The organism is Alistipes ihumii AP11, assembly GCF_025144665.1.
Taxonomy (GTDB): domain Bacteria; phylum Bacteroidota; class Bacteroidia; order Bacteroidales; family Rikenellaceae; genus Alistipes_A; species Alistipes_A ihumii.
Window position 1 is genome coordinate 2,429,070 of record NZ_CP102294.1, and the last position, 20,581, is coordinate 2,449,650.

At 60.4% G+C, this 20,581-nt stretch carries 15 protein-coding genes; 7 read left to right on the forward strand and 8 right to left on the reverse strand.

The annotated features are described in order from the left end of the window. Positions 1-318 precede the first annotated feature (318 nt). The 4 genes from NQ491_RS09785 (at position 319) to NQ491_RS09800 (ending at position 6,429) form a co-directional block, all read left to right on the forward strand. Positions 319-3,165, forward strand: a complete 2,847-nt coding sequence (locus NQ491_RS09785; RefSeq protein ID WP_147524833.1) for a fibrobacter succinogenes major paralogous domain-containing protein — start codon at positions 319-321, stop codon at positions 3,163-3,165. 363 nt (positions 3,166-3,528) lie between these two features. Continuing rightward, positions 3,529-4,725 (forward strand): MFS transporter, encoded by a 1,197-nt coding sequence (locus NQ491_RS09790; RefSeq protein WP_026089621.1) that lies wholly within the window; start codon positions 3,529-3,531, stop codon positions 4,723-4,725. Positions 4,726-4,958: 233 nt separating this feature from the next. After that, positions 4,959-5,663 (forward strand): HesA/MoeB/ThiF family protein, encoded by a 705-nt coding sequence (locus tag NQ491_RS09795; RefSeq protein ID WP_019245744.1) that lies wholly within the window; start codon positions 4,959-4,961, stop codon positions 5,661-5,663. Between the two features lie 4 nt (positions 5,664-5,667). Beyond that, positions 5,668-6,429 (forward strand): class I SAM-dependent methyltransferase, encoded by a 762-nt coding sequence (locus NQ491_RS09800; protein ID WP_019245743.1) that lies wholly within the window; start codon positions 5,668-5,670, stop codon positions 6,427-6,429. 373 nt (positions 6,430-6,802) lie between these two features. Here the strand turns inward: NQ491_RS09800 and NQ491_RS09805 are convergent, their stop codons facing one another. The 4 genes from NQ491_RS09805 to NQ491_RS09820 form a co-directional block, all read right to left on the reverse strand. Further along, positions 6,803-7,549 (reverse strand): nitroreductase family protein, encoded by a 747-nt coding sequence (locus NQ491_RS09805; RefSeq protein WP_019245742.1) that lies wholly within the window; start codon positions 7,547-7,549, stop codon positions 6,803-6,805. Positions 7,550-7,587: 38 nt separating this feature from the next. After that, entirely contained in the window at positions 7,588-9,588 is a 2,001-nt protein-coding gene (locus NQ491_RS09810; RefSeq protein WP_019245741.1) for a TlpA family protein disulfide reductase, read from the reverse strand. A gap of 645 nt (positions 9,589-10,233) precedes the next feature. After that, complete coding sequence (locus NQ491_RS09815; protein WP_019245740.1) at positions 10,234-11,679, reverse strand: alpha-amylase; 1,446 nt, start codon at positions 11,677-11,679, stop codon at positions 10,234-10,236. A gap of 417 nt (positions 11,680-12,096) precedes the next feature. Continuing rightward, on the reverse strand, positions 12,097-13,068 hold the full coding sequence (locus tag NQ491_RS09820; RefSeq protein ID WP_019245738.1) for an ROK family protein: 972 nt from the start codon (positions 13,066-13,068) through the stop codon (positions 12,097-12,099). A gap of 244 nt (positions 13,069-13,312) precedes the next feature. Between NQ491_RS09820 and NQ491_RS09825 the strand changes: the two genes are divergently transcribed. The 3 genes from NQ491_RS09825 to NQ491_RS09835 are packed head-to-tail and all read left to right on the forward strand — an operon-like array spanning position 13,313 to position 16,661. After that, positions 13,313-14,287: a polyprenyl synthetase family protein gene (locus tag NQ491_RS09825; RefSeq protein WP_019245737.1), complete on the forward strand. Its 975-nt coding sequence runs from the start codon at positions 13,313-13,315 to the stop codon at positions 14,285-14,287. A gap of 7 nt (positions 14,288-14,294) precedes the next feature. After that, positions 14,295-15,563: a peptidase U32 family protein gene (locus tag NQ491_RS09830; RefSeq protein ID WP_019245736.1), complete on the forward strand. Its 1,269-nt coding sequence runs from the start codon at positions 14,295-14,297 to the stop codon at positions 15,561-15,563. Between the two features lie 18 nt (positions 15,564-15,581). Further along, positions 15,582-16,661, forward strand: a complete 1,080-nt coding sequence (locus NQ491_RS09835) for a lysylphosphatidylglycerol synthase transmembrane domain-containing protein (protein ID WP_019245735.1) — start codon at positions 15,582-15,584, stop codon at positions 16,659-16,661. Positions 16,662-16,976: 315 nt separating this feature from the next. Here the strand turns inward: NQ491_RS09835 and NQ491_RS09840 are convergent, their stop codons facing one another. The 4 genes from NQ491_RS09840 to NQ491_RS09855 are packed head-to-tail and all read right to left on the reverse strand — an operon-like array spanning position 16,977 to position 20,466. Then, on the reverse strand, positions 16,977-17,687 hold the full coding sequence (locus NQ491_RS09840) for a 2-C-methyl-D-erythritol 4-phosphate cytidylyltransferase (RefSeq protein ID WP_019245733.1): 711 nt from the start codon (positions 17,685-17,687) through the stop codon (positions 16,977-16,979). Beyond that, positions 17,668-18,705, reverse strand: a complete 1,038-nt coding sequence (locus NQ491_RS09845) for an NAD-dependent epimerase/dehydratase family protein (RefSeq protein WP_019245732.1) — start codon at positions 18,703-18,705, stop codon at positions 17,668-17,670. The genes NQ491_RS09840 and NQ491_RS09845 overlap by 20 nt, the downstream gene beginning before the upstream one ends. Then, positions 18,686-19,141: a pyridoxamine 5'-phosphate oxidase family protein gene (locus NQ491_RS09850; RefSeq protein ID WP_019245731.1), complete on the reverse strand. Its 456-nt coding sequence runs from the start codon at positions 19,139-19,141 to the stop codon at positions 18,686-18,688. The genes NQ491_RS09845 and NQ491_RS09850 overlap by 20 nt, the downstream gene beginning before the upstream one ends. Continuing rightward, on the reverse strand, positions 19,138-20,466 hold the full coding sequence (locus NQ491_RS09855) for a peptidoglycan DD-metalloendopeptidase family protein (protein ID WP_019245730.1): 1,329 nt from the start codon (positions 20,464-20,466) through the stop codon (positions 19,138-19,140). Before NQ491_RS09855 ends, NQ491_RS09850 begins: the two co-directional genes overlap by 4 nt. Positions 20,467-20,581 lie beyond the last annotated feature (115 nt).

Sequence of the window (20,581 nt, forward strand, 5' to 3'; positions counted from 1 at the left end):
CGTTGTACTGAAGGGTCCTTGCAATGACAAAACGTCCGGAAGGGACGTGCGGGCGGATTCTCTGCTTCGTGGTGCTCGCCGCGTGGCACGACCGGAGGGCGGTGCGCTTTTCTGTGCTGCGGTTGGTGCGTATTTTCTCCCTTGCTTGTCACGATCCGGACGAGTCGCTCCGGCTTTTCCGGGAAATGTTATTAAAATAATTACCCCAGGCTGAAAATTTTGTTAAATTTGCCATGGTCAGTCCGTTCCGTTTGATGAAGCGGGATGTCGCCGTCTTAGAGATTGATAGGATTTTTAAAACCCAAAATTTAAATGCTTATGAAAAATCTTTGTACCAGTGTCGTTTTGTTTTTATTGTTCCTTGGCAGCGTGTTCGTTTCCTGCAAGGATGACAATACGCCGGGAGGTCCCTTGCCCGGTGAGGATTCCGTTCGCCTCGTGCAGTCGGCCGTTCCGGATACGGTTTCGTGGAATGGAGGAGTTTTCGGTCTGACTGTCGATACCGAAAACGAATCGTGGCAGTTGAAAGTCACTTCCGATGCTGACCCTACCGGCGTCGTGTCGCAGTACGAGGAAAAGAAGGTGACCGTCGAGATACCCCAATATTTGGGAGAGGAGGTACAGGACGTCACGATTCTTCTGCTGAGTAAGGACGAATGGGTGGAGGTTTGCCATGCCAAGCAGCAGCCTGGTTCGGTCCGGATCGGCGAAGCCGTTTGGGCTAAGGGCAATCTGACCCTGAAATCGCAGCCGGCGGCTCTGTCGGAGCAGTTGCTTCCGACGAACTGGTCGTTCGTCGCTGCGGCCGAATCCGACCCCGGCCTCTATTTCAAGCATCGGAGTACGTATGGCATACTGTCGGACGGGGATGCTTACAGTGGGACCGCGTATGATCCGAGTCCGTCGGCGATCGCTTTGGCCGATATTCCCGCCGGTAACGGCGATCCGTGCGCCCAGCTTGCTCCGGCCGGCCGGTGGAGATTACCCTCGATGGGCGAGCTGGAGGAGTTGGCCTCGTATTGCGAAGACGGAGTGAAAACGGTGGACGGCATGGCGTGCCGCGTATTCGACGGAGGGAAACTGTTGATGCCGCTGGCCGGAGCCTGCGATACGCTGGGAAGCATCGGGTTCAAGCAGACCAACGGAGGATACTGGGGCAGCGGCGAGGACGTGGAGGGTCACGGCTCGGTCATGATGCTCGGGACCGACGATTTTTACGTGTTCGTGCATTACAACCTGACCGGCTCGTTGGCTTCAGTGCGCTGCGTGCGCAACGAGGGCGGAGCGCACTATGTGTCTCATACTCCGACCGAGCCGCAGACTTACGAGGGTTTCGAACTGACGGTCACCTGCCAGAGCGAGCTCGACGAGTTCGAGGTGATGGTCGCCTGCGAGGAGGAGCAGTTCGTTGAGAAGGCCGGCAAGGACCGTCTGACCGTTTCGTTCGACATTCCGGCCAACGACGGCACGGAGGATCGTGTCTATAAAATTTACGTGAACGACGACTACACGGGTCAGAGCGTTACGCAGACTTATAAGGCCGGGTATGCTTTGTACGTGTCGCATTCGCCCGAAGGACCTGTTCCGGGCGATGCGTTCGACTTGACCGTCACTTGCAAGAGCGATATGGACGAGTTTCCCGTTGCGCTTCGGGGCGAGGGCGTCGATCTGACGCAAACGGGATCGAAATCCGATCCGGAGGTGACTTTCTCCGTACCGGCCAATACGGGCGCCGAGGCCCGCGAGTTGAAAATATTCGTCGGCGGGGCCGATTGCGGAAAAAGCGTCGTTCAGCAGTCCAAGTATACCGACGTCGCGGTCGGCCAGACGACATGGGCCCGGGGCAATGTCGTGCTCGAGGGCGGCCAGTTCGCGATCGGCGCACCGACGGACTACGGCCTGTATTTCAAGTTCAACAGCACGTACGGTATGCCGTACGATCCCGGAGCGGCTTATTATCAGGGCACGGCCTATAATCCGAACCCGGTCACGATAGGCTGGAAGGATATGGCGGCCGACGCCGGCGGCGATCCCTGTCGGTTGGTGGCCCCGGCCGATACATGGCGCCTGCCGACGCGGTCCGAGATCGAGGCGCTGAACGGTACGGCGGGCGATTCCCTGACGCTGAACGGCGTGCTCGGGCAGTCTTATGCCGGAGGTGCGCTGTTCGTTCCGACGGCGGGTATCCTTTACGACAATACGGGAGCGGGACTGGCCGAGTACCGGGGGCAGGGCGAGTTCGGCTATATCTGGTCGAGCACGAGAATCTATTCGATGTGTTTCGAGGAAGAGGTATGCGAGGTCTATCCCGTCGGGGAAAACTACGCTCTCTCAGTGCGTTGCGTGAAAAACGTGAACTATGCGTTCTATGTTTCCCATACGCCCTCGACCGTCCAGACATCCGACGCTTTCGATCTGACGGTTACGTGCAAGAGCGACTTGGCCGAGTTCCCGGTTCAGGTCAGGGGCGGCGACGTGGACCTGACGGTCGATGCGTCGAAAACCTCGCCGACGGCCCGGTTCTCTATTCCGGCAAATGAGACCGATGCCGACCGCGAGCTGAAGATCTACGTCAATGGCATTTACACGGGCAAGAGTGTCCGGCAGGCGAAGAAAGAGAGCGGAGAACCGGAGGCTCTGCAATGGGCCGAGGGTAACATCGTGCTTAAGGACGGTCAGTTCGCGGTCGGTGCTCCGACCGATCTGGGGCTGCTGTTCAAATTCAGGAGCGTGTACGGCGTTTCGTCCGATGGTACGGAGTACGGTGGGACGGCTTACATGCCTTCCGAAACGACGGTCGCATGGGAAGACATTCCGTATAACGAGGGCGATCCGTGCGCCCTGGTGGCTCCGACCGGTACGTGGCGTCTGCCGACCAAGGCCGAGTATGTCGAGCTGATCAAGACTTACGAGGTAACGACGATCGACGGTGTGGCCGGTATGAATCTGGGCCCCGATGCGATTTTCTTCCCTGCGGCCGGCTATCGCAAGGCGGCCGACGGCTCGCTTGCGGCTCAGGGCCGTTATTGGACCGGTGACGAAGCGAGCGGGGAGAAAGGATCTTTCCTCGGTTTTGCCACTACGGCCGTTGCCAAACCCAATGCGAATATGAATTTCCCGCAGCAGAACGCGTTTTCGGTGCGTTGCGTGAGAGGAGGAAAGTAATCCGGGCTGTTCTTCGCCGACGGTTCGGGAATGTTCCGACATGAAAAGGCCGCTCCGGGTTTCCGGGGCGGCCTTCTGCTTTGCCGCGCTCCTGTACGGCTTCGAACAGAGCGTCCGACAGGACCGGGCGCGTGCGGAACGGTATTCCGCCGTAACGACCGCAGGAAAAGGCCGCTTGTGGCAAAACGGCGAACGCCCCGACACGGAGCGCGAAGATTCGCTCCGGGATTCGGTTGGATGCACGGGAGAAATGCGTACCTTTGGGCGATTTTTCGCCGGGCTCCCGCCGGAGGCTGGATTCTGCCGCTTCCGGAACGGGGACGAGCGTACGGCGACGGACGAACCGTTAAGAACGATTTTTCGATGGATCGGGACAGAAGCCGGGCTGCGACCGGCATCACATTCGGCATTCTGTGGGCTCTGAGCGTGGCGCACCTTTTCAACGATACGCTGCAGTCGGTCATTGCGGCCATCTATCCGATGCTGAAGCACGACCTGACGCTCAGTTTCGCCCAGATCGGGCTCATCACGCTGATTTATCAACTGGCCGGTTCGGTCTTTCAGCCGTTGGCCGGACTCTATTTCGACAAGCGCCCGTCGGCGTGGGCTCTGCCTGCGGGCATGGCCGTCACGATGTTCGGGCTGTTGGGGCTGGCCTATGCCTCCTCTTTCGCGGGCGTACTGGCCATGACGGCGCTGACGGGTATCGGCTCGTCGGTATTCCATCCCGAAGCCTCGCGCCTCACTTCGCTCGCCTCGGGCGGACATCGGGGGCTGGCTCAGTCGCTGTTTCAGGTGGGCGGCAATCTGGGCTATGCGTTGGGGCCGCTTTTGGTGGCCGTTCTGGTCGCGCCGTACGGACGTGCGCATTTTGCCTGGTTCGCCGTCTTCGCGCTGGTTGCCGTGGCGATCATGGTGCCGATCAGCCGTTGGTACAAGCGTTCGTTTCTCGATGCGCCGGCGACGGACGAAGCGGAAACCGTCCGGGCCGGTATGCCTCTGTCGTTGCGCAGGACCGTATGGGCGATCGCCGTGCTGCTCGTACTGATCTTCTCCAAGTACATGTACATGGCGGCGCTGACCAACTATTATACGTTTTACCTGATCCACAAGTTCGGCGTTACGATCGGCCAGTCGCAGATCCTGTTGTTCGTCTTTTTGGCCGCAACGGCTTTCGGAACGATGCTCGGCGGCCCGGCCGGCGACCGGTTCGGCCGCAAGTATGTGATCTGGGCGTCGATTCTGGGAACGGCACCCTTTTCGCTCGCCATGCCCCATGTCGACAGTCTGGTCGCAACGGTCGTGCTGAGCTTCTGCGCCGGGCTGATGCTTTCATCGGCGTTTCCTGCCATTCTGGTCTACGCTCAGGAATTGCTGCCCTACCAGTTGGGACTGGTTTCCGGCCTGTTCTTCGGTTTCGCTTTCGGCGTGGCCGGAATCGGGGCGGCGGTTCTCGGCGATCTGGCCGACAGTCGCGGAATCGATTTCATCTACAACCTGTCCGGCTTTATGCCGCTGATCGGGCTGGCGGCGTGGTTCCTTCCCAATCTGAAAAAATAGGGCCGGGAGTGCGGAGTACGGATATGCGTCCCGAGACGGTCCGTCCGACGTCTCTTCCCTGATCGGAGCCGGAAAGGTGTCCGCCCTGCCGCAAGGATCGACGGACTTGCCGTAGCATAGTCCCGGTCGGGAGGAACGGTTTGTATCCGCTTCGTGCGCCGGGTCGATGCTCCGAGCCTGCGGAAGTGCGCGATTCGCTGCGGAATTGCTATCTTTGCGGTAAACGTTTACCGATGCGCGAAATATCCGAAAGAGAGCGGGAGCGCTACCAGCGCAATTTGTTGGTGGACGGCTTCGGCGAGCAGGGGCAGTCGAGGCTGCTCGAAAGCCGGGTGACGGTCGTCGGGGCCGGCGGGCTCGGCTCGGCCGTACTGAACTATCTCGTGGCGGCCGGGGTGGGGCATATCCGGATCGTCGAGAGCGATACGGTGTCGCCGAGCAATCTGCAGCGCCAAGTGTTGTACACGACTGCCGAGATCGGGGCGCTGAAAGCCGAGGCTGCGGCCGCGCGTCTTTCGCGGCTGAATCCCGGCTGCCGCTTGGAAATCGTCGCCGAGCGGTTGACGGCCGCCAATGCTTCCGAGCGGTTGCACGGCTCGGAGGCAGTGGTCGACTGTACCGATAACTATGCCGCGCGCTATGTGATCGACGACTATTGCGCCTCGGCCGGCGTGCCGATGGTATACGGAACGGCCGAGCAGGCAGGGGGACAGGTATCGGTGTTCCACGCTCGCGGGGCGGGCGGCTACCGGTCGCTCTATCCCGAGGAGCCACCTCAGAAGGAGATTGTCGGAGTGCTTTCGCCCGTGGTGGGCGTGATCGGGTCCTTGCAGGCCCTCGAGACGGTCAAGCTCTTATCCGGCTTCGGAGAGACGCTGGCGGGGCGCTTGCTCGTGCTCGACGGGCGGACGATGCGGGTGAGTATCTTTGAAATTTGACGTCATGGAGTTCGATTTGGCCGAACAGCGCGCCGGCGCGCGCGAGCAGTTGCGCATCGCCGACCTGATGTCGCTTGCGCCGGGCGGCGACCGCGTGCTCGAGATCGGGGCGAGGGATTGCTATCTGTCCCGACGCCTGACCGCTCTTTACGGGGAGGTCACGGCGCTCGATCTGCGGAAACCCGAGATCGACGAGCCGGGAATCGTGCCCGTACAGGGCGACGTGACGGCCCTCGATTTCGCCGACGGGTCGTTCGATACGGTGTTCTGCACCGAGGTATTGGAGCATGTGCCGCCGCAGAAACTGAGGCAAGCCTGCGGCGAGATTGCGCGGGTTGCTTCCCGCTGGGCCTTGATCGGCGTGCCTTATCGTCAGGACCTGCGCGCGAACCGGACGCGTTGCGCGCGCTGCGGGGCCGTCAATCCGACGACCGGTCACCTGAGCCGTTTCGACCGGGGGAGGCTCGAGGAGCTTTTCCCGGGTATGGAGGTCCGCGACGCCCGGCTCGTCGGGCGGGGGCAGGCCGTGACCAATCCGCTGTCGGTCTTCCTTTACCGTCTTTGCGGGTATCCGTACGGCAGCTACGCCCAGGAGGAAGGGTGCGTGCATTGCGGGGCGAAGCTCGTCCGTCCGGAGATCGGGCCGTTGAAATGGGCCGTCTGCTTTCCGGCCCGCGCGCTGAACCGGATTCAATACCTGCTCTATGGTCGCCGCCGGCCGCTGTGGATACACGTTCTGTTCGAGAAGAAGGACCGGACGCAATAGCCCCTGTTTTTCGGATTCATAAAGAACCGGCCGGCGACATATTCGGTTCGCGATACGCATCCTTTCGGGGGAACCGGTGCGGACGGAACGGTTTGCCGGAAGCGGCGAACGACTCAGAACTGGGGCTGCGACAGCCCCGGCACGGTTGACTTATATGACCGTAATATGCCGCCGGCCTGCGAATCGTTCCCGGGGCCGATTATTTTCGGAATGCGGATCGGTTCGTTCCGATCCAGCTTCCGCAGGCACGATAAAATGCCGGAAGGCGTAGGACGAAATCCTCACCGACCGCCTTCCGGCATGGTTCCTTATGCGGATCGGCCCGTTCCCGCATCCGCTTATCGGAAGTCCTCAGACGTGTGTGCCTCGGACGCTACTTCTCCAGTCCGATCTGCTTTTCGAGGTACTCTCCGATGCCGTGTTCCATCGAATGGCGGTGGTAGTCGGCTATGTGGCCGGCCCAGTCGTTGTCGGTCCGGTCGCCGGTCCGGCTGCGGTTGAACTCGGCGACTTGCCGGTCGTACGTCTCCAGCAGCGGAGCCAGCTTCTCATCGGGCATGTAGCGGCCCTCGTGCACGACGGCTTCCACGGGCAGCTTCGGCTTCAGGTCGGGCATCTCCCGCGGATAGCCGATCGTCAGTCCGCAGACGATCGATACGCCTTCGGGCAGGCCCAGCATGTCCGATATGCGGCGCGGATCGGCCGTGCGGACATAGCCCACGCAGCAGCAGCCCAGTCCGAGCGATTCGGCGGCCGTCACGGCGCTCATCATCGCCATCGAGGCGTCGATCACGCCGACCGTGTAGCCGTCGATCGTGCTCTCGAACGGAGGCGTCCGCATGCCTTTGGCGGCGGCCGCCACGCGGAGCTTGTGATAGTCGAGGCAGAAAACCAGCAGGATAGCCGAGGTCTTGATCTGCTTCTGGCCGGTGATTTCGTACAATTCCTCCTTGACTGTCTGGTCCGTCACGGCGATGACCGAGAACTGCTGGCCGTTGTAGCTGGTCGGCGTGTTGCGGATCGCCGCGTAGATCAGGTCGAGCTTTTCCCGCTCGACGGGTTGCCGCTCGTACCGCCGGATCGACCGGCGCCCGAGCAGCGTGTCTTCGACGCTTTTCATAAGTATGGTTCGTTTGTCGTATTCGTTCCCGAAGATACCTATTTTTCCGAAGCTTCGAGCAATAGCTGCCTTATTTTTTCAGGACCTTCGAATCCGGTCCGCTGATATGCGACCTTCCCCTCCTGGTCTATCAGCAGATAGGAAGGTACGCCGTTGAATCCGAACTTTTCCCGCAACGCGGCGGCGGTTTCCTGGTCCAGCCGGTAGTGTTCGCCCGGTATGCCGGGAATCAGGTTGTGCCACGCCTCGAGCGGCGAGGATTCGCTGGCCAGATAGAGGTAGACGATGCCCCGGCCGTCGAGCTCTTTCTTGATCGGCTCGGTGGCTTCCATGGCCCGGCGGCAAGGACCGCACCAGGTTTCCCATACGTCGACGAAAACGACTTTTCCCCGGTAGGCTTCCCAAATCGCCTCGATCGTTTGCTCGGGCGTGTCGCGGACCGGCGTCGGGCGGATCGCGAATCCCGTTTTTTTCTTGTTCTCCGCGATCAGCGAGTCGATCCGCCGCTGGCGTGCGAGCACTTCGCGCGCGAATGCCCGGTTGCTGAAAAGCGTATCGAGCGACTGCGCCTGAGCGTCCGTCAGCGGGACACCGTTGTTGATCCGGCCGATCATGTCCCGAAAGCGCTTCAGGTCGTAAAGTATTCCGCGGTCGGAGCCGATCAGACGCACGGTCGCCGGATCGTTCAGGATAGAGTCGGGGTGGAACGAGCGGTTTTGCGGTCCCGGATGCTGCGTTTGCGGATGGGTCGCGATCAGATACAGCGTGAAGTCATTGAGCGCATCGAGGGCCGTCGTGCCGGCTGCGAGCATCGTTTCGTCGTTGACCGGATAGTCGTTCACGAAATCGTAATAGGCCGGGTCGGGTTTCTCGATTTCGATGTCGAGCGGCTGACTCCGGTCCCAGAGCTCGTTCACCGTGCGGTAGGCGTGTTCCATCATCGTGGAGTAATTGAGCAGATCGGTCAGCGTTTCGGCACGAACGGTCTTCTCGGCGATCTCCCGGCTGCGGGGACAGAACTCCTTCAGCGTGTCGATCTGGGCGAGACGGCGTGCCGATTCTTCCGTAACGTATTGTTTGTACTGCTCGGGCCGCATGCCGTGAATCCGGGTCAGGCGGTCGAAGTGGTAGCCGATGTGGAGGGTGCCCGTTCGGATCTGGATTTTTTGCAATCGGGCCAGTTCCTCGTTCACGCGACCGAGTTCTCCGTAGTATGCGACAGGGGAAGTCTGCGGATGCAGTTCCTTGAATACCGATGTTTTACGGTATACTGCTCCCAGATCGATCTCCAGCGCGGTCTCCCGCCCGGGCTCGGCATAGAACGGAAGGGTGACGAATCCGGGCAGAAAGAGCATCCCGCGTATCGGCGTGAGGATGTTCAGCCCCGTTTCGAACGATCCGTCCTCCCGGACGGGCACGGAGAGTTCGGTCGCTCCGTCCCCGACGATCGGAGAGTAGAACGCGATTTCGATCCGGTCGAAAAAGCGGGGATCGTAGCCCGTAATCGCTCCTGCGATCCGGGCCGGGCTGTCGCTGACGACGGGTGCGGTGAAATTTTCCGTCAGCGGGGCGGCTTTCTTGTATTTTTTTGCGAGAGCCGAACGGCCCGGCTTCGCTTTTTTGCCCGTCAGGTCGATGTCGTATATTTTGAAGCAGTCGGGGCAGTCGCTTTCGATCAGGTCGATCTTCGCTGTTTTCGGATCGACGGGAGGAAAGCTCAGCGAGAAGTCGTGCCGTCCCGTCTCGGGCATGTAGAACTCGGTGTCGAGCGGCATGCCGTCGGCCGAGCGGACTGTCAGCTTTTCGCCTTCGGCGCCTGTGCGGATATAGGTTTCCGAGCTGATTCGTATCCAGTTGTGAGGTCGGAAATAGGCTTGGATGTAGACGGTCGTCGATTCGGGCGCGAGCTCGATCCGCTCGATTTCGAGCGTGCCCGAGTTACGGAATGCGAACGGAGGTTCGACGACGGTGCGCGGTTGCCGGGCGTACAGTCCCGAGACAAGGCTCGAGAGCAGTAGCAGGACGAGCGATTTTTTCATAAAAGAGGGTTTAGGATTGGCTTGGTACCCAAAGATAGCGAAAAAATGTCCGGTCGGTCCGACCGGACGTAAAAATCTTTCTTCCTGGTAGTTGTATGTTTGATCGGCCGGGTACGGGACAGCGGCTCGGCCGGTGCGAATCTCTTATCGCGATCATGGGTTTTGGCGTGCCGGCATCGCTTCTTGCTTGCCGTTATCGGTGAGCCGCCATGACATTGCCCGAACGGAAGAAGCCGTTCCGGTCCGGATCGTCCGAGACGTCGTATGGCCGTTCTGTGCGGTAAGGTGTATGACCGCTTTCCGCAAACCGTTACCGGTAGAGGAAGCGGGCGACAGGACCGGACGTAAGGGGCGGTCGGGGAAGGCGTACATTAGGGCGTGTCGGGGGCGGCATGTGTCGGAATGAGGCGGCTGTCGTACGGTGACGGCCGGAAGCGGGCGTGTCCCCTCTCCGGCCCGGCGGTGGGGGAACGGGCGGATTGCCGCGATTATATACTTTGAATTCGTGCCGGCATCGATCCCCGATTTCTGTCGTGCGAGAACGGCCAAGCCTCCGTCCGGACGGGAGAGACCGTCCGGACGGAGGCGCCGAAACAGGTATGGGGCCGAGAGGGTACGGTGAAGCATATGATCGCCCGGATCGCCTTACTTCCGCACCCAGACGGCCAGCTTGCCGCCCGGCACCGTGAAAGTCGCCCGACCGTCGTCGCCGATCGTGGTTTCCTCGGCGACGCAGCCGGTTATCTCTCGCCACCGCTCGCCCCGGCGCTCCTTGCCGACGAACATCGTCTTTTCGCCATCTTCGCCGTTCGAGACAAGCAGGGCCAGCCCCGAGCCGGGGTGTTCGGCGTCGCCGCGACGAACGAAACCCGCCGTATTCGGATGGTCGAAGTAGTTGTCCTGTTCGCCATAGGCATACTTTCGTCTCGCGTCGAGCAGAATGTCCAGAACCGCTCTGTGCGGAGACTGTTCGCCGCCGATTCCGTAATAGTCTCCGTAGAAAATGCACGGGTAGCCCTCTTTCATCAGCAGAATCATGCCGTAAGCCAACGGTTTGAACCAGTCCTTGATCTGGGATTCGAGCGAGCTCCCCCTCTGGGAGTCGTGGTTATCCACGAACGTTACGGCGTTGGCAGGGTAGCGCTCCACGAGCGATCCTTCGGTAAATCCCGTCAGATCGAAGTCGCGCCCTTTCTGCGAGGCATGATACATTTTGTAGTGCAGCGGCACGTCGAACAGGTCGATTTCGCGCCCGACAACGTTCAGATAGGCTTCCAGCGAGTCGAAATCGCCGTTCCAATACTCTCCGACCGCGTAGAACGTGCTTTCGCGGCTGGCGCGGACGGTTTCCAGAAACTGTTTGACGAACGTGTCGCGCATATGCTTGATCGCGTCGAGGCGGACGCCGTCGAGGTTCAGTTCCTTGGCCACCCACATACCCCAGTGCAACAGGTTGTGAATGACTTCCGGATGATCCAGATCCAGATCGTTTCCCAGCAGGTAGTCGTAGTTGCCGTTTTCGGAGTCTACCCCTTCGCTCCACTGCTTGCCCTCGCCGAGTATGCGGAATATCTTGTCGATATGCTCGTTGTCGGGGCCCTGACTGGTGCCCGAGAAGTGATACCAGTGGTACTTGAAGTCGGAGTACTTGTCGCCGCGTCCCTTGAAATCGTAACCGGTGTACGCCTCGATCTCGTGCGGCTCGCCCACCGGCTCGTTCCGGTTCGAAGGATCGACCTGCTGAGCCATGAACTTTTCGGGATAGTCCCCTCCGCACTTATGGTTCATCACGGCGTCGAGGTAGACTTGCACTCCGTGCTTGTGCAGCTCGTCGATGGCCTCGACGAGTTCTTGCTTCGTTCCGTATTTGGTTCGGACCGTATTTTTCTGGTCGAACTCTCCCAAATCGTACAGATCGTATGTCGCGTAGCCCTCGTCCTGCTGCTCGTCCGCTTTGTATGCGGGCGGAATCCATACGGCCGTCACGCCTGTTTCGTGCAGGTGCTTGGCATCCTGTTTCAGTTTTTTCCAAAGGTTGCCGTCGTTGGGCAGATTCCATTCGAAATATTGCATCATGACTCCGTTTCTCATAATTCGATTTTTTTGTTTTTTGGATATTCCGCGTTATGGCGTTCCGCGCGGGACGGCGCGGGTTTCGTTCGCTGCGCGTGGTACGGAATCTTTCAATTTTCATGCAAAACGGATTTCCCCCTTTCGTGGAGCGGGCACATCCTTTTATCCGGCCGCTGTCCGGACGGCGGATCGTGAGGAAACGCCAATGCGTTCGGTCGGTATCGGCTTCGGGGGCTGATGTTTCCGTGAAAGAGGCCGGTTCGGGTAGCGTGCGGATGCACGGATGCACGGATGCGGAATGCAGGCGTAAAGAGGCCGCCTGCGTCCGGTCATGGATCGAGTTAGGAGTCGCGCGGATATAACGGATATAAGAAAGCCAGGAGAAACGGCGTACGCCGTTTCTCCTGGCTTTCTCGTGCAGTATACCTGCCGCCGTTACATCTGCTTGCCGGTCAGACTTTGCCAAACGAGAGCCGATGCGCCGAGCACGGCCGCGTTCTTGCCGTCGATGCCCGACGGAAGCAGCTTCACCTTGTTGCGGAAAACGGGCATCATGTGCATTTCCATATATTTCTTCGTCGGCTCGAAAATGTATTTGCCGGCCTTGGCCAGTCCGCCGAACAGGAAGATCGCCTCGGGGCTGGTGATCGTCACGGCGTCGGCCAGCGCATGCCCGAGCAGCATGCCCGTATACTCGTAGGCTTCGATGGCGAGCGGATCGCCGTTGAGGGCCGCTTTGGTAATCATTTCGGCCGTCAGGTCGTTGAACGTGATGTGGCGGAACTCGCTCTCTTCCATGCTGTCTGCCATCAGCTTGAATATCGTCCGCTTGATGCCGGTCGCCGAGACGTAGGTTTCCAGACACCCCTTGCGGCCGCAGCCGCAGACGCGGCCGGTGTGGCTGACCGTAACGTGCCCCAGCTCACCGGCGAATCCGGTATATCCGTAGATCAGTTGGCCGTTGGCCACGAAGCCGCTGCCCAGACCGGTCCCGAGCGTGACGACCAGAAAGTCCTTCATGCCTTTCGCTCCGCCGTAGATCATTTCGCCTACGGCCGCGGCGTTCGCATCGTTGGTCAGAATGACGGGCAGGGTGGGGAAGAAGCGCTTCATCTTTTCGACCACGCTGATCGGTCCCTTCCACGGCAGATTGGGCGCGTTCTCGATCGTCCCCCGGTAGTAGTTGCCGTTCGGGGCCCCGATACCCACGCCCACGAGCTCGACCTCGTCGCCGGCGGCTTTGAGCAGGTTCTGGATGCCGATATACAGTTCCTCGATATACAGGTCCGAGTCCGGATAATTGCGCGTGGGAAATACGCCCTCGCTGAGAATATGGCCCTGGTCGTCCACTAATCCGTAGACGGAGTTCGTCCCTCCGATATCTACGCCGACTGCTACTTTTTTCATTGGATGCGTTGTTATTAAATTATTTTAATTTGGTTGCGTTTTCAAATATAGGAAAAAAAACGTCCGGTATGGCATCCGACGCACAAAAAACATCTATTCCGCCGGCCGCCGAGGAAGATTCCGGGGGCCGGCGAGGACCGGACATGCTTCCCCATGCGAATATTTGGACCGATGGCTGCCCGCATTGCGTAAAGATTTGCTAACTTTGCACTTTCCGGTTTTAACGAGACAAATATTTCGGGATATGTACTCTTTCAATGAATTGCAGGGGATCTTCGAGCAGGAGCTCCGGTCGATGAAATGGCCGCGCGAGCCGCGCCTGCTGTACGAGCCGATCGCCTATTCGCTCGAGGAGGGCGGCAAGCGGATTCGGCCGGTCGCCCTGCTGATGGCCTGCTCGGCTTTCCGCGGAGGGATCGACGCTGCGAAGCCGGCCGCGATGGCCATAGAGGTTTTCCATAATTTCACGTTGCTGCACGACGACATCATGGACCGTTCGGACATGCGTCGGGGCAAGCCTGCCGTGCATACGCGCTGGAACGACAATGTGGCGATTCTTTCGGGCGATGCGATGATGATCTGGGCCTACCGTCTGCTTTCGCAGTGCGACGAGGCCGTGTTGCCGCAGCTGCTCGCCGTGTTTACGGACGTGGCCGTCGGGGTCTGCGAGGGACAGCAGTACGATATGGATTTCGAGAGCCGCGACGACGTGACCGTCGAGGAGTACCTGCGGATGATCGAACTGAAGACGGCCGTTCTGCTGGCCGGCGCGCTGAAGATCGGCGCGCTGTGCGGCGGGGCCGAGCCGGTGCAGGCCGAGTTGCTGTACCGTTTCGGCATCGACCTAGGAATGGCTTTCCAGCTTCAGGACGATCTGCTCGACACGTATGGCGATCCGGCGGTGTTCGGAAAGCCCGTGGGAGGCGATATTCTGGTAGGCAAGAAAACCTATTTGCTGACCACCGCGCTGAAGGCTGCCGACGCTTCGACCCGCGCGAGGCTGCTTGCTTTGCTGCACGACGCGGAGATGGCCTCCGGCGAGAAGATCGCCGCCGTCCGTGCCGTGTACGACTCGCTGGCGGTCCGTCAGACGACGGAGCGCGTCGTCGCTTCTTATTTCGACGAAGCGCGACAGGTGCTTCGCAGTCTTCGTCTTTCCGAGGAGCGCCTCGCGCCGCTACGGGAGCTTTCCGACATGTTGTTGAACCGCAGAAAGTAACCGGGCGATGACTGTCAAGCGGAGCGATGTGGAGATCATGGCCCCGGTGGGGTGCTACGAGTCGTTGGCCGCCGCCGTTCAGGCCGGGGCCGATTCGATCTATTTCGGCGTCGAGCAGCTCAACATGCGGGCGCGTTCGTCGTTCAACTTTACGCTCGACGACCTGTCGCGCATCGTCTCGGAGGCCGGAAGGCACGGGATCAAGACTTACCTGACCGTCAATACGATCCTCTACGACGAGGATTTGCCCGAGATGCGCCGGATCATGGACCGGGCCCGGAGCGAGGGGGTCGACGCCGTGATCGCGTCGGATCAGGCCGCCATTTTCTACGCCCGCAGCATCGGGCTGGAGGTGCACATATCCACTCAGCTCAATCTGTCGAATATCGAGACCGTCGCCTTTTACGCGCAGTACGCCGATGTCGTCGTGCTGGCACGCGAGTTGAGCCTCGCTCAGGTGCGCGCGATTGCCGACGGCATCCGCTCGCGCGATCTGCGGGGGCCCAAGGGCGAGCCGCTCCGTATCGAGATGTTCGCGCACGGGGCGCTCTGCATGGCCGTCTCGGGCAAGTGCTACCTGAGCCTGCACGAGTCGGCGCATTCGGCCAACCGGGGAAGCTGTCGCCAGATATGCCGCCGCGCCTATACGGTCCGGGACCGCGAGAGCGGCGAGGAGCTGGTCGTCGACAACAAATATATCATGTCGCCCAAAGACCTCTGCACGGTCGACTTTCTGGACCGGTTTCTCGATGCGGGCGTTCGCGTGCTGAAGATCGAGGGGCGCGCCCGCTCGGCCGACTATGTGAAGCGGGTCGTCGAGTGTTACGACGAGGCGTTGCGGGCGATCGAGGAGGGGACGTACACGCCCGAACGGGCGGAGCAATGGAAGGAGAGGCTTCGGACCGTCTTCAACCGGGGATTCTGGGGCGGCTATTACATGGGAGCCCGGGCCGGCGAGTGGAGCCGGACTTACGGATCGTCGGCTACCGTACGCAAGGTGTACGTGGGCAAGGTGACGAACTATTTCGCCCGCATCGGCGTCATCGAACTGCAGGTCGAGGCGGCTCCGCTGTCGGTCGGCGAGCCGGTCTTTCTGACCGGCGAGACGACCGGTGTCGTCGAGTTCGTCGTCGAGGAGATCCGTGTGGCGTTGAAACCCGTGCAGGAGGCTCCGCAGGGCGTTCTTTGCTCGATCAAGGTTCCGACGCTGATCCGCCGGGGCGACAAACTCTTCAAAACGGTTCCCTCCGACGAGAAGGCCGACAGGAACAGGTAAGCGTAAAAACGACTGCAAGTGGAACGGCAACCGGAAAAGAAAAGCCCGCTGGGCAAGATCAAGCTCAGCAATGCCATATATCCGATCCTGATCGGGCTGGGCGTCGTGGGCTATATGTTGTGGCGCGACTTCGACCCGGCCGTTTTCGCAGGCATTTCGTTCACATGGCATACCGCGTTCTGGCTGCTGATGGCCGTGCTGTTCATGTTCGGCCGCGATCTGGGCTATATGATCCGCATACGCGTGCTGAGCGGGGGCAGCCTGAACTGGCGGCAGGCTTTTCGCGTCATCATGCTGTGGGAGTTCACGTCGGCCATTACGCCTTCGGCCGTCGGCGGGACGAGCGTCGCGATCCTGTACGTCCACAAGGAGGGGATCAGCGTCGGACGAAGTTCGGCCATCGTCATGCTGACGTCGTTTCTCGACGAGGTCTATTTCATCGTGATGTTTCCGTTGCTCATGCTGATCGTCGGCCGGGCGGAGCTTTTCGATGTCTCCGGGGCCGTTACGCGGGGGCTGATGAGCATCGCGCTGGCCGGGTACTTTCTGAAGCTGGCTTACGTGCTGGTTCTTTCCTACGGCCTGTTCGTCAATCCTCGCGGGTTGAAATGGTTGATTCTGAAAATATTCCGGATACGCTTTCTCCGGAGATGGTATCATGCGGCGGGTCGGACCGGCAGCGACATCGTCCGTTCGTCCCATGAGCTGCGGCGGGCCGGGTGGGGATTCTGGCTCAAGGCCGGATCGTCGACCTTTCTGTCATGGAGCTCGCGCTATCTGGTGGCCAACGCGCTGATCATGGCCTTTTTCTCGGTCAGCGATCAGTTTCTGCTCTTCGCGCGCCAGCTCGTCATGTGGATCATGATGCTGATCATGCCGACTCCGGGAGGCAGCGGTTTCGCCGAGTATGTCTTCAGTACCTATTGCCGCGATCTGATCGTCGTGCCGCAGGCCATGCAACTGGGGGCCGCAACGCTGATCGCGCTGCTGTGGCGCGGCGTGACCTATTATCCTTACCTGGCTATAGGGGCCATAATCTTTCCGCGCTGGATCAAACGCAAGTTCGGCAAAAAGAATCCGTCGGCCGTCGCCGGGTAGGGCTTCCGTTTCGGGCGGCATGTCCGTCCTGTCGTCGCGCCGTTTCCCGAATTGTCGCAGGATGGTCTTTCGCTTTGTCCCCCGCTTGGAAACGGATCGGAAAGAGACCTTCGGATTCCTTACGATTTTCCGGAAATTGTCGGGATTTCCGCAGTTGCCGAAACGTTTCCCGACCGTATCCGTACTTATCCGGCAGGATCCGTTTTTTGTCTGTCCGGAGTCGGGCGGAACATCGTGAAGCGCCCGGTCCGGTCAGGTTTTCGGCCGGCGTACCCTTTGCCGGCGAAAAATTTCGGGGATGCGTCTGCCGACGAGTTATTCGCCGGCTGTGGCGGACGTCCGCTGTCTTTGGGCGAGCAGGGCCTCGGCCGTCAGCATATCGACCGGCGTCGTGATCTTGATGTTTTCGTACGAGCCCTCGCATAGGTAGACCGGTTGTCCGGCGGCTTCGACGACGCTCGCATCGTCGGTGAACCGTTCGTCGAACGGTCGGGCGTACGCGTTCCGCAGGATGTCGGCACGGAATACTTGGGGGGTCTGAACGATCCGGTAAAGGCTCCGGTCGACGATCCGGCTGCCGTCGCGGTCGATACGCCGCATCGAGTCGATCGGTCTGACGACCGGAATGACCGCTCCGTAAGTCCGTGCGTCTTCCGTCGCGCGCTCGATGATTTCGCGGCTTACCAGCGGCCGTACGCCGTCGTGCACGGCGATCAGCTCGGCCTCGCCGGCGTGCCTGAGCCCGTTGGAAACCGACTCGAATCGGTTCGCTCCGCCGGTGCAGACGATATGCGGGACGGCAAAACCGTGCCGGCGGCACAGCTTGTTCCAATATTCGATATGGCTTGACGGCAGGACGACGACGATCCGGCTCTGCGGCAGCGCGTCGGCGAACCGTTGCACGGTGTGCATCAGCACCGGGCGGCCGTCGAGCGGAAGGAACTGCTTGGGCAGCCGGGCCCCCATGCGGGCACCGCTGCCTCCGGCCACGATGATGACCGCTATGCTATCGGTTGCGTTTTTCATCGATGTATGCTCGGGTGACGCGTTTCAGCGTTTCGTGCAGCGGAGTGTATCGGAAGCCGGTCGTCCGCGATATCAGTTCGCCGCAGTGGCGCGAGCGGCTGGAGGCGTTCTCGACTACCGACGGCGATAACAGATACTCTCGCCCGGTCATGCGGCTGATTCTCTCGTCCAGCTTCGACGCCATGCGAAGCGCCGGTTTCCCGATCGGGATACTCGGCGCAGGGCGTCCCGCCGCTCGGGCGACGATGCCGAAAAAATCGCGGAAAGAGAGGCTGTCCGCCGAGAGGATGAACCGGCTCCCGGCCGTTTCCGGTCTTTGCGCCAGCAGGACCATGGCCCGGGCGACATCCCTGACGTCGACGTAGCTTTTGACGCCCCGGGTATAGAAAAAGCCTCCGCGCGCGCCGAAAGCGATCAGCAGCGAGCTGCCGCTGGTCCAGTTCCCTTCGCCGATGACGATGGCCGGGTTGACGATGACTGCTTTCAGTCCCTGTGCGATGCCGCGCCGCACGATGTTCTCCGCATAGATCTTGCTGATCGCGTAGGCCGACTTTCCGACCGGACTGTCGAGCGTGCACGACTCGGTGACGGGTTCTCCCTCGTGTCGGGGTTCTCCCAGCGTAGCAATCGAACTGCAATGCACGAGCAGTCCGACTCCGCATTCGAGACAACTGTTGACTATGTGGGTCGTGATTTCCGTATTCGACGAGACGATGTCGTCCGCCCGTTCCGGATCGAACGAGACCTGAGCCGCGCAGTGGAACAGGACTTGCGTGCCTCGGACGGCCTCCCGCAACGTGTGCGGATTGTTCAGCGCGGTCTGCCGGAACTCGATCCGGTCGTAACGGTCGGCCACGCCCATGCGTCGCAACGTAGCTTTCAGCAGATCCGTCTTGCCGGCGTTGCGGACGATCAGGCGGACCGAGCAACCCTCGCGGAGCAGCTCGGCCGTCAGATGGCTTCCCACGAGTCCCGTGCCTCCCGTGACCGCTATCGTTTTATCTTTCAGACTGTCCAATGCGTTCGGTTTTAGTTCGGTCTTCCCAAACAATCTTTTTGCCGAAACCGAGCCGGTTGTCGGTCAGTTTCATGAAATCGGGCCGGATCGTCCATAATTCCAGCTTGACTGCGGCCGCGTACGGAAACCGTCCGAGATAGACTTTCCGTACGGAAGGAAGCGTCTCCGCTTCCGCCGGCATCATCGTGCCGCGTATCTGAAGTCCCTGCACTTTGCCTACGACGCGGGTTTCCAGTACGACGGAGGCCGCGATGCGCGGATTCTGCCGCGCCTGCCTCGCATGCAGCGTTTCGTCCGACGAGGTGACCGCGAACAGGTTCCGCTGCGGATCGTACGCATAGAACAGGTTGCAGCAGTGCGGCATGCCGTCCGCGACGGTAGACAGCGTCAGCACGTGGTGCCGGGCGATGAAATCCGTTATCCTTCGGTCGATCATTTTTGCGGGACGCTGTCGGTTTTCGCGGTTCGCGCGGCGGTATCGGGCGTCTGCTCGAAAGTGGTGACCCTCAGGCTGTCGGCCAGTCTGCCTTGCAACTCGGCCAGTATCCTGTCCTTGATGTCCGTGAAAGCCGCTCGGTTGGCTTCGCGGATCGGCTCCGCCGGTTCGGTCGGGACTTTCAGCGGGTCGATCGGCGTACCGTTGCGCCAGAGCCGGAAATCCAAGTGCGGACCTGTCGACAGCCCGGTCGAGCCTACGTAGCCGATGAGCTGCCCCTGCCTTACGCGCGTTCCCTTGGCGATCCCTTTCGCATATCCTTTCAAGTGCAAGTAGCCTGAAACGAGCGATCCGCTGTTATGTTTGATCTTGAGCGTGTTTCCTCCTCCTCCGGCATATCCTTTGAAAATAACGACTCCGTCGCCTACCGCTACGACGGGCGTCCCGGACGGCGCGGCGTAGTCGACCCCGTGATGCGGACGCCGGATGCGCAGAATCGGATGCATGCGCCCGTTCGAGAAGCGCGAGCTGATCCGGCTATACTTGAGCGGCGCCTTGAGCAGGTTCTTGCGCAGGCTGTTGCCCTGCTCGTCCCAGTAGCTCAGTTTGCCGTCCTGCACGAACGGAACGGCATAGTATGTCTTGCCTCCGTGCTCGAAACGGGCACCCCAGATCGTGCCGTGGCCCACCTCGGTCGAGTCGACGAACTGCTGGTCGTAAATGATCGTGAAATTGTCGCCCTTTTGCAGGCCGAAGAAGTCGATGCTCCATGCGTAGATCTCCGACAGTTCCATAGCCAGATTCGGGCTCATTCCGTTGTCGATCATGCAGTTCCAGAGCGAGCTCTCGATCGTGGCGGTTTTCATCCGCCGCTCGACGGTCACTTCCTTCGCGTTCTTGCGGACGTCGACCGAGTCGCCGCTCAGATCGACGATCAGGTAGTCGGTCGCCGTCGGCTCGTAGACGAAATAGGCGAGCCGGGACGTCGAGTCTTTCTCGCGGAATACGGTGAAAGGCTTGCCGAACCGGATATTCTTGAGACTGAAGACCGGTTCGGCCGCTTTGGCGATCCGGTCGATGGTGCCGGCTCCGACTCCGTACCGGGCCAGAATCTGGCCGGCCGTCTCTCCCTCCCTGACAATACCTTGCTCGATGTCGTACCGTTGCTTGTCGATGCCGAACAGCAGCTCGACCGTTTCTTCCTCGGCCGCTTCTTCGGCCGGCAGTGCGTGCGATTCGTTCCGGCCGCACAGACAGACGATCAGAACGACGGCAATGACCGCGACCGCTATCGCAGCCGCTATGATAATCCACTTCCTTTTCATTGCCGTAAAATTACGCTTCGTATCGCAAACCGGCAAGGTTGTTTGGCCCGATTTGTTGTGATTTTATTAACAATTGCCGGAGAGCTTCTGCGATGTCGTCGCCTCGCAAAGGAAA

Coding starts and splice junctions, on each gene's coding strand:
- NQ491_RS09785 (WP_147524833.1), top strand. CDS start 319: ATGAAAAATCTTTGTACCAGTGTCGTTTTGTTTTTATTGTTCCTTGGC.
- NQ491_RS09790 (WP_026089621.1), top strand. CDS start 3,529: ATGGATCGGGACAGAAGCCGGGCTGCGACCGGCATCACATTCGGCATT.
- NQ491_RS09795 (WP_019245744.1), top strand. CDS start 4,959: ATGCGCGAAATATCCGAAAGAGAGCGGGAGCGCTACCAGCGCAATTTG.
- NQ491_RS09800 (WP_019245743.1), top strand. CDS start 5,668: ATGGAGTTCGATTTGGCCGAACAGCGCGCCGGCGCGCGCGAGCAGTTG.
- NQ491_RS09805 (WP_019245742.1), bottom strand. CDS start 7,549: ATGAAAAGCGTCGAAGACACGCTGCTCGGGCGCCGGTCGATCCGGCGG.
- NQ491_RS09810 (WP_019245741.1), bottom strand. CDS start 9,588: ATGAAAAAATCGCTCGTCCTGCTACTGCTCTCGAGCCTTGTCTCGGGA.
- NQ491_RS09815 (WP_019245740.1), bottom strand. CDS start 11,679: ATGAGAAACGGAGTCATGATGCAATATTTCGAATGGAATCTGCCCAAC.
- NQ491_RS09820 (WP_019245738.1), bottom strand. CDS start 13,068: ATGAAAAAAGTAGCAGTCGGCGTAGATATCGGAGGGACGAACTCCGTC.
- NQ491_RS09825 (WP_019245737.1), top strand. CDS start 13,313: ATGTACTCTTTCAATGAATTGCAGGGGATCTTCGAGCAGGAGCTCCGG.
- NQ491_RS09830 (WP_019245736.1), top strand. CDS start 14,295: ATGACTGTCAAGCGGAGCGATGTGGAGATCATGGCCCCGGTGGGGTGC.
- NQ491_RS09840 (WP_019245733.1), bottom strand. CDS start 17,687: ATGAAAAACGCAACCGATAGCATAGCGGTCATCATCGTGGCCGGAGGC.
- NQ491_RS09850 (WP_019245731.1), bottom strand. CDS start 19,141: ATGATCGACCGAAGGATAACGGATTTCATCGCCCGGCACCACGTGCTG.
- NQ491_RS09855 (WP_019245730.1), bottom strand. CDS start 20,466: ATGAAAAGGAAGTGGATTATCATAGCGGCTGCGATAGCGGTCGCGGTC.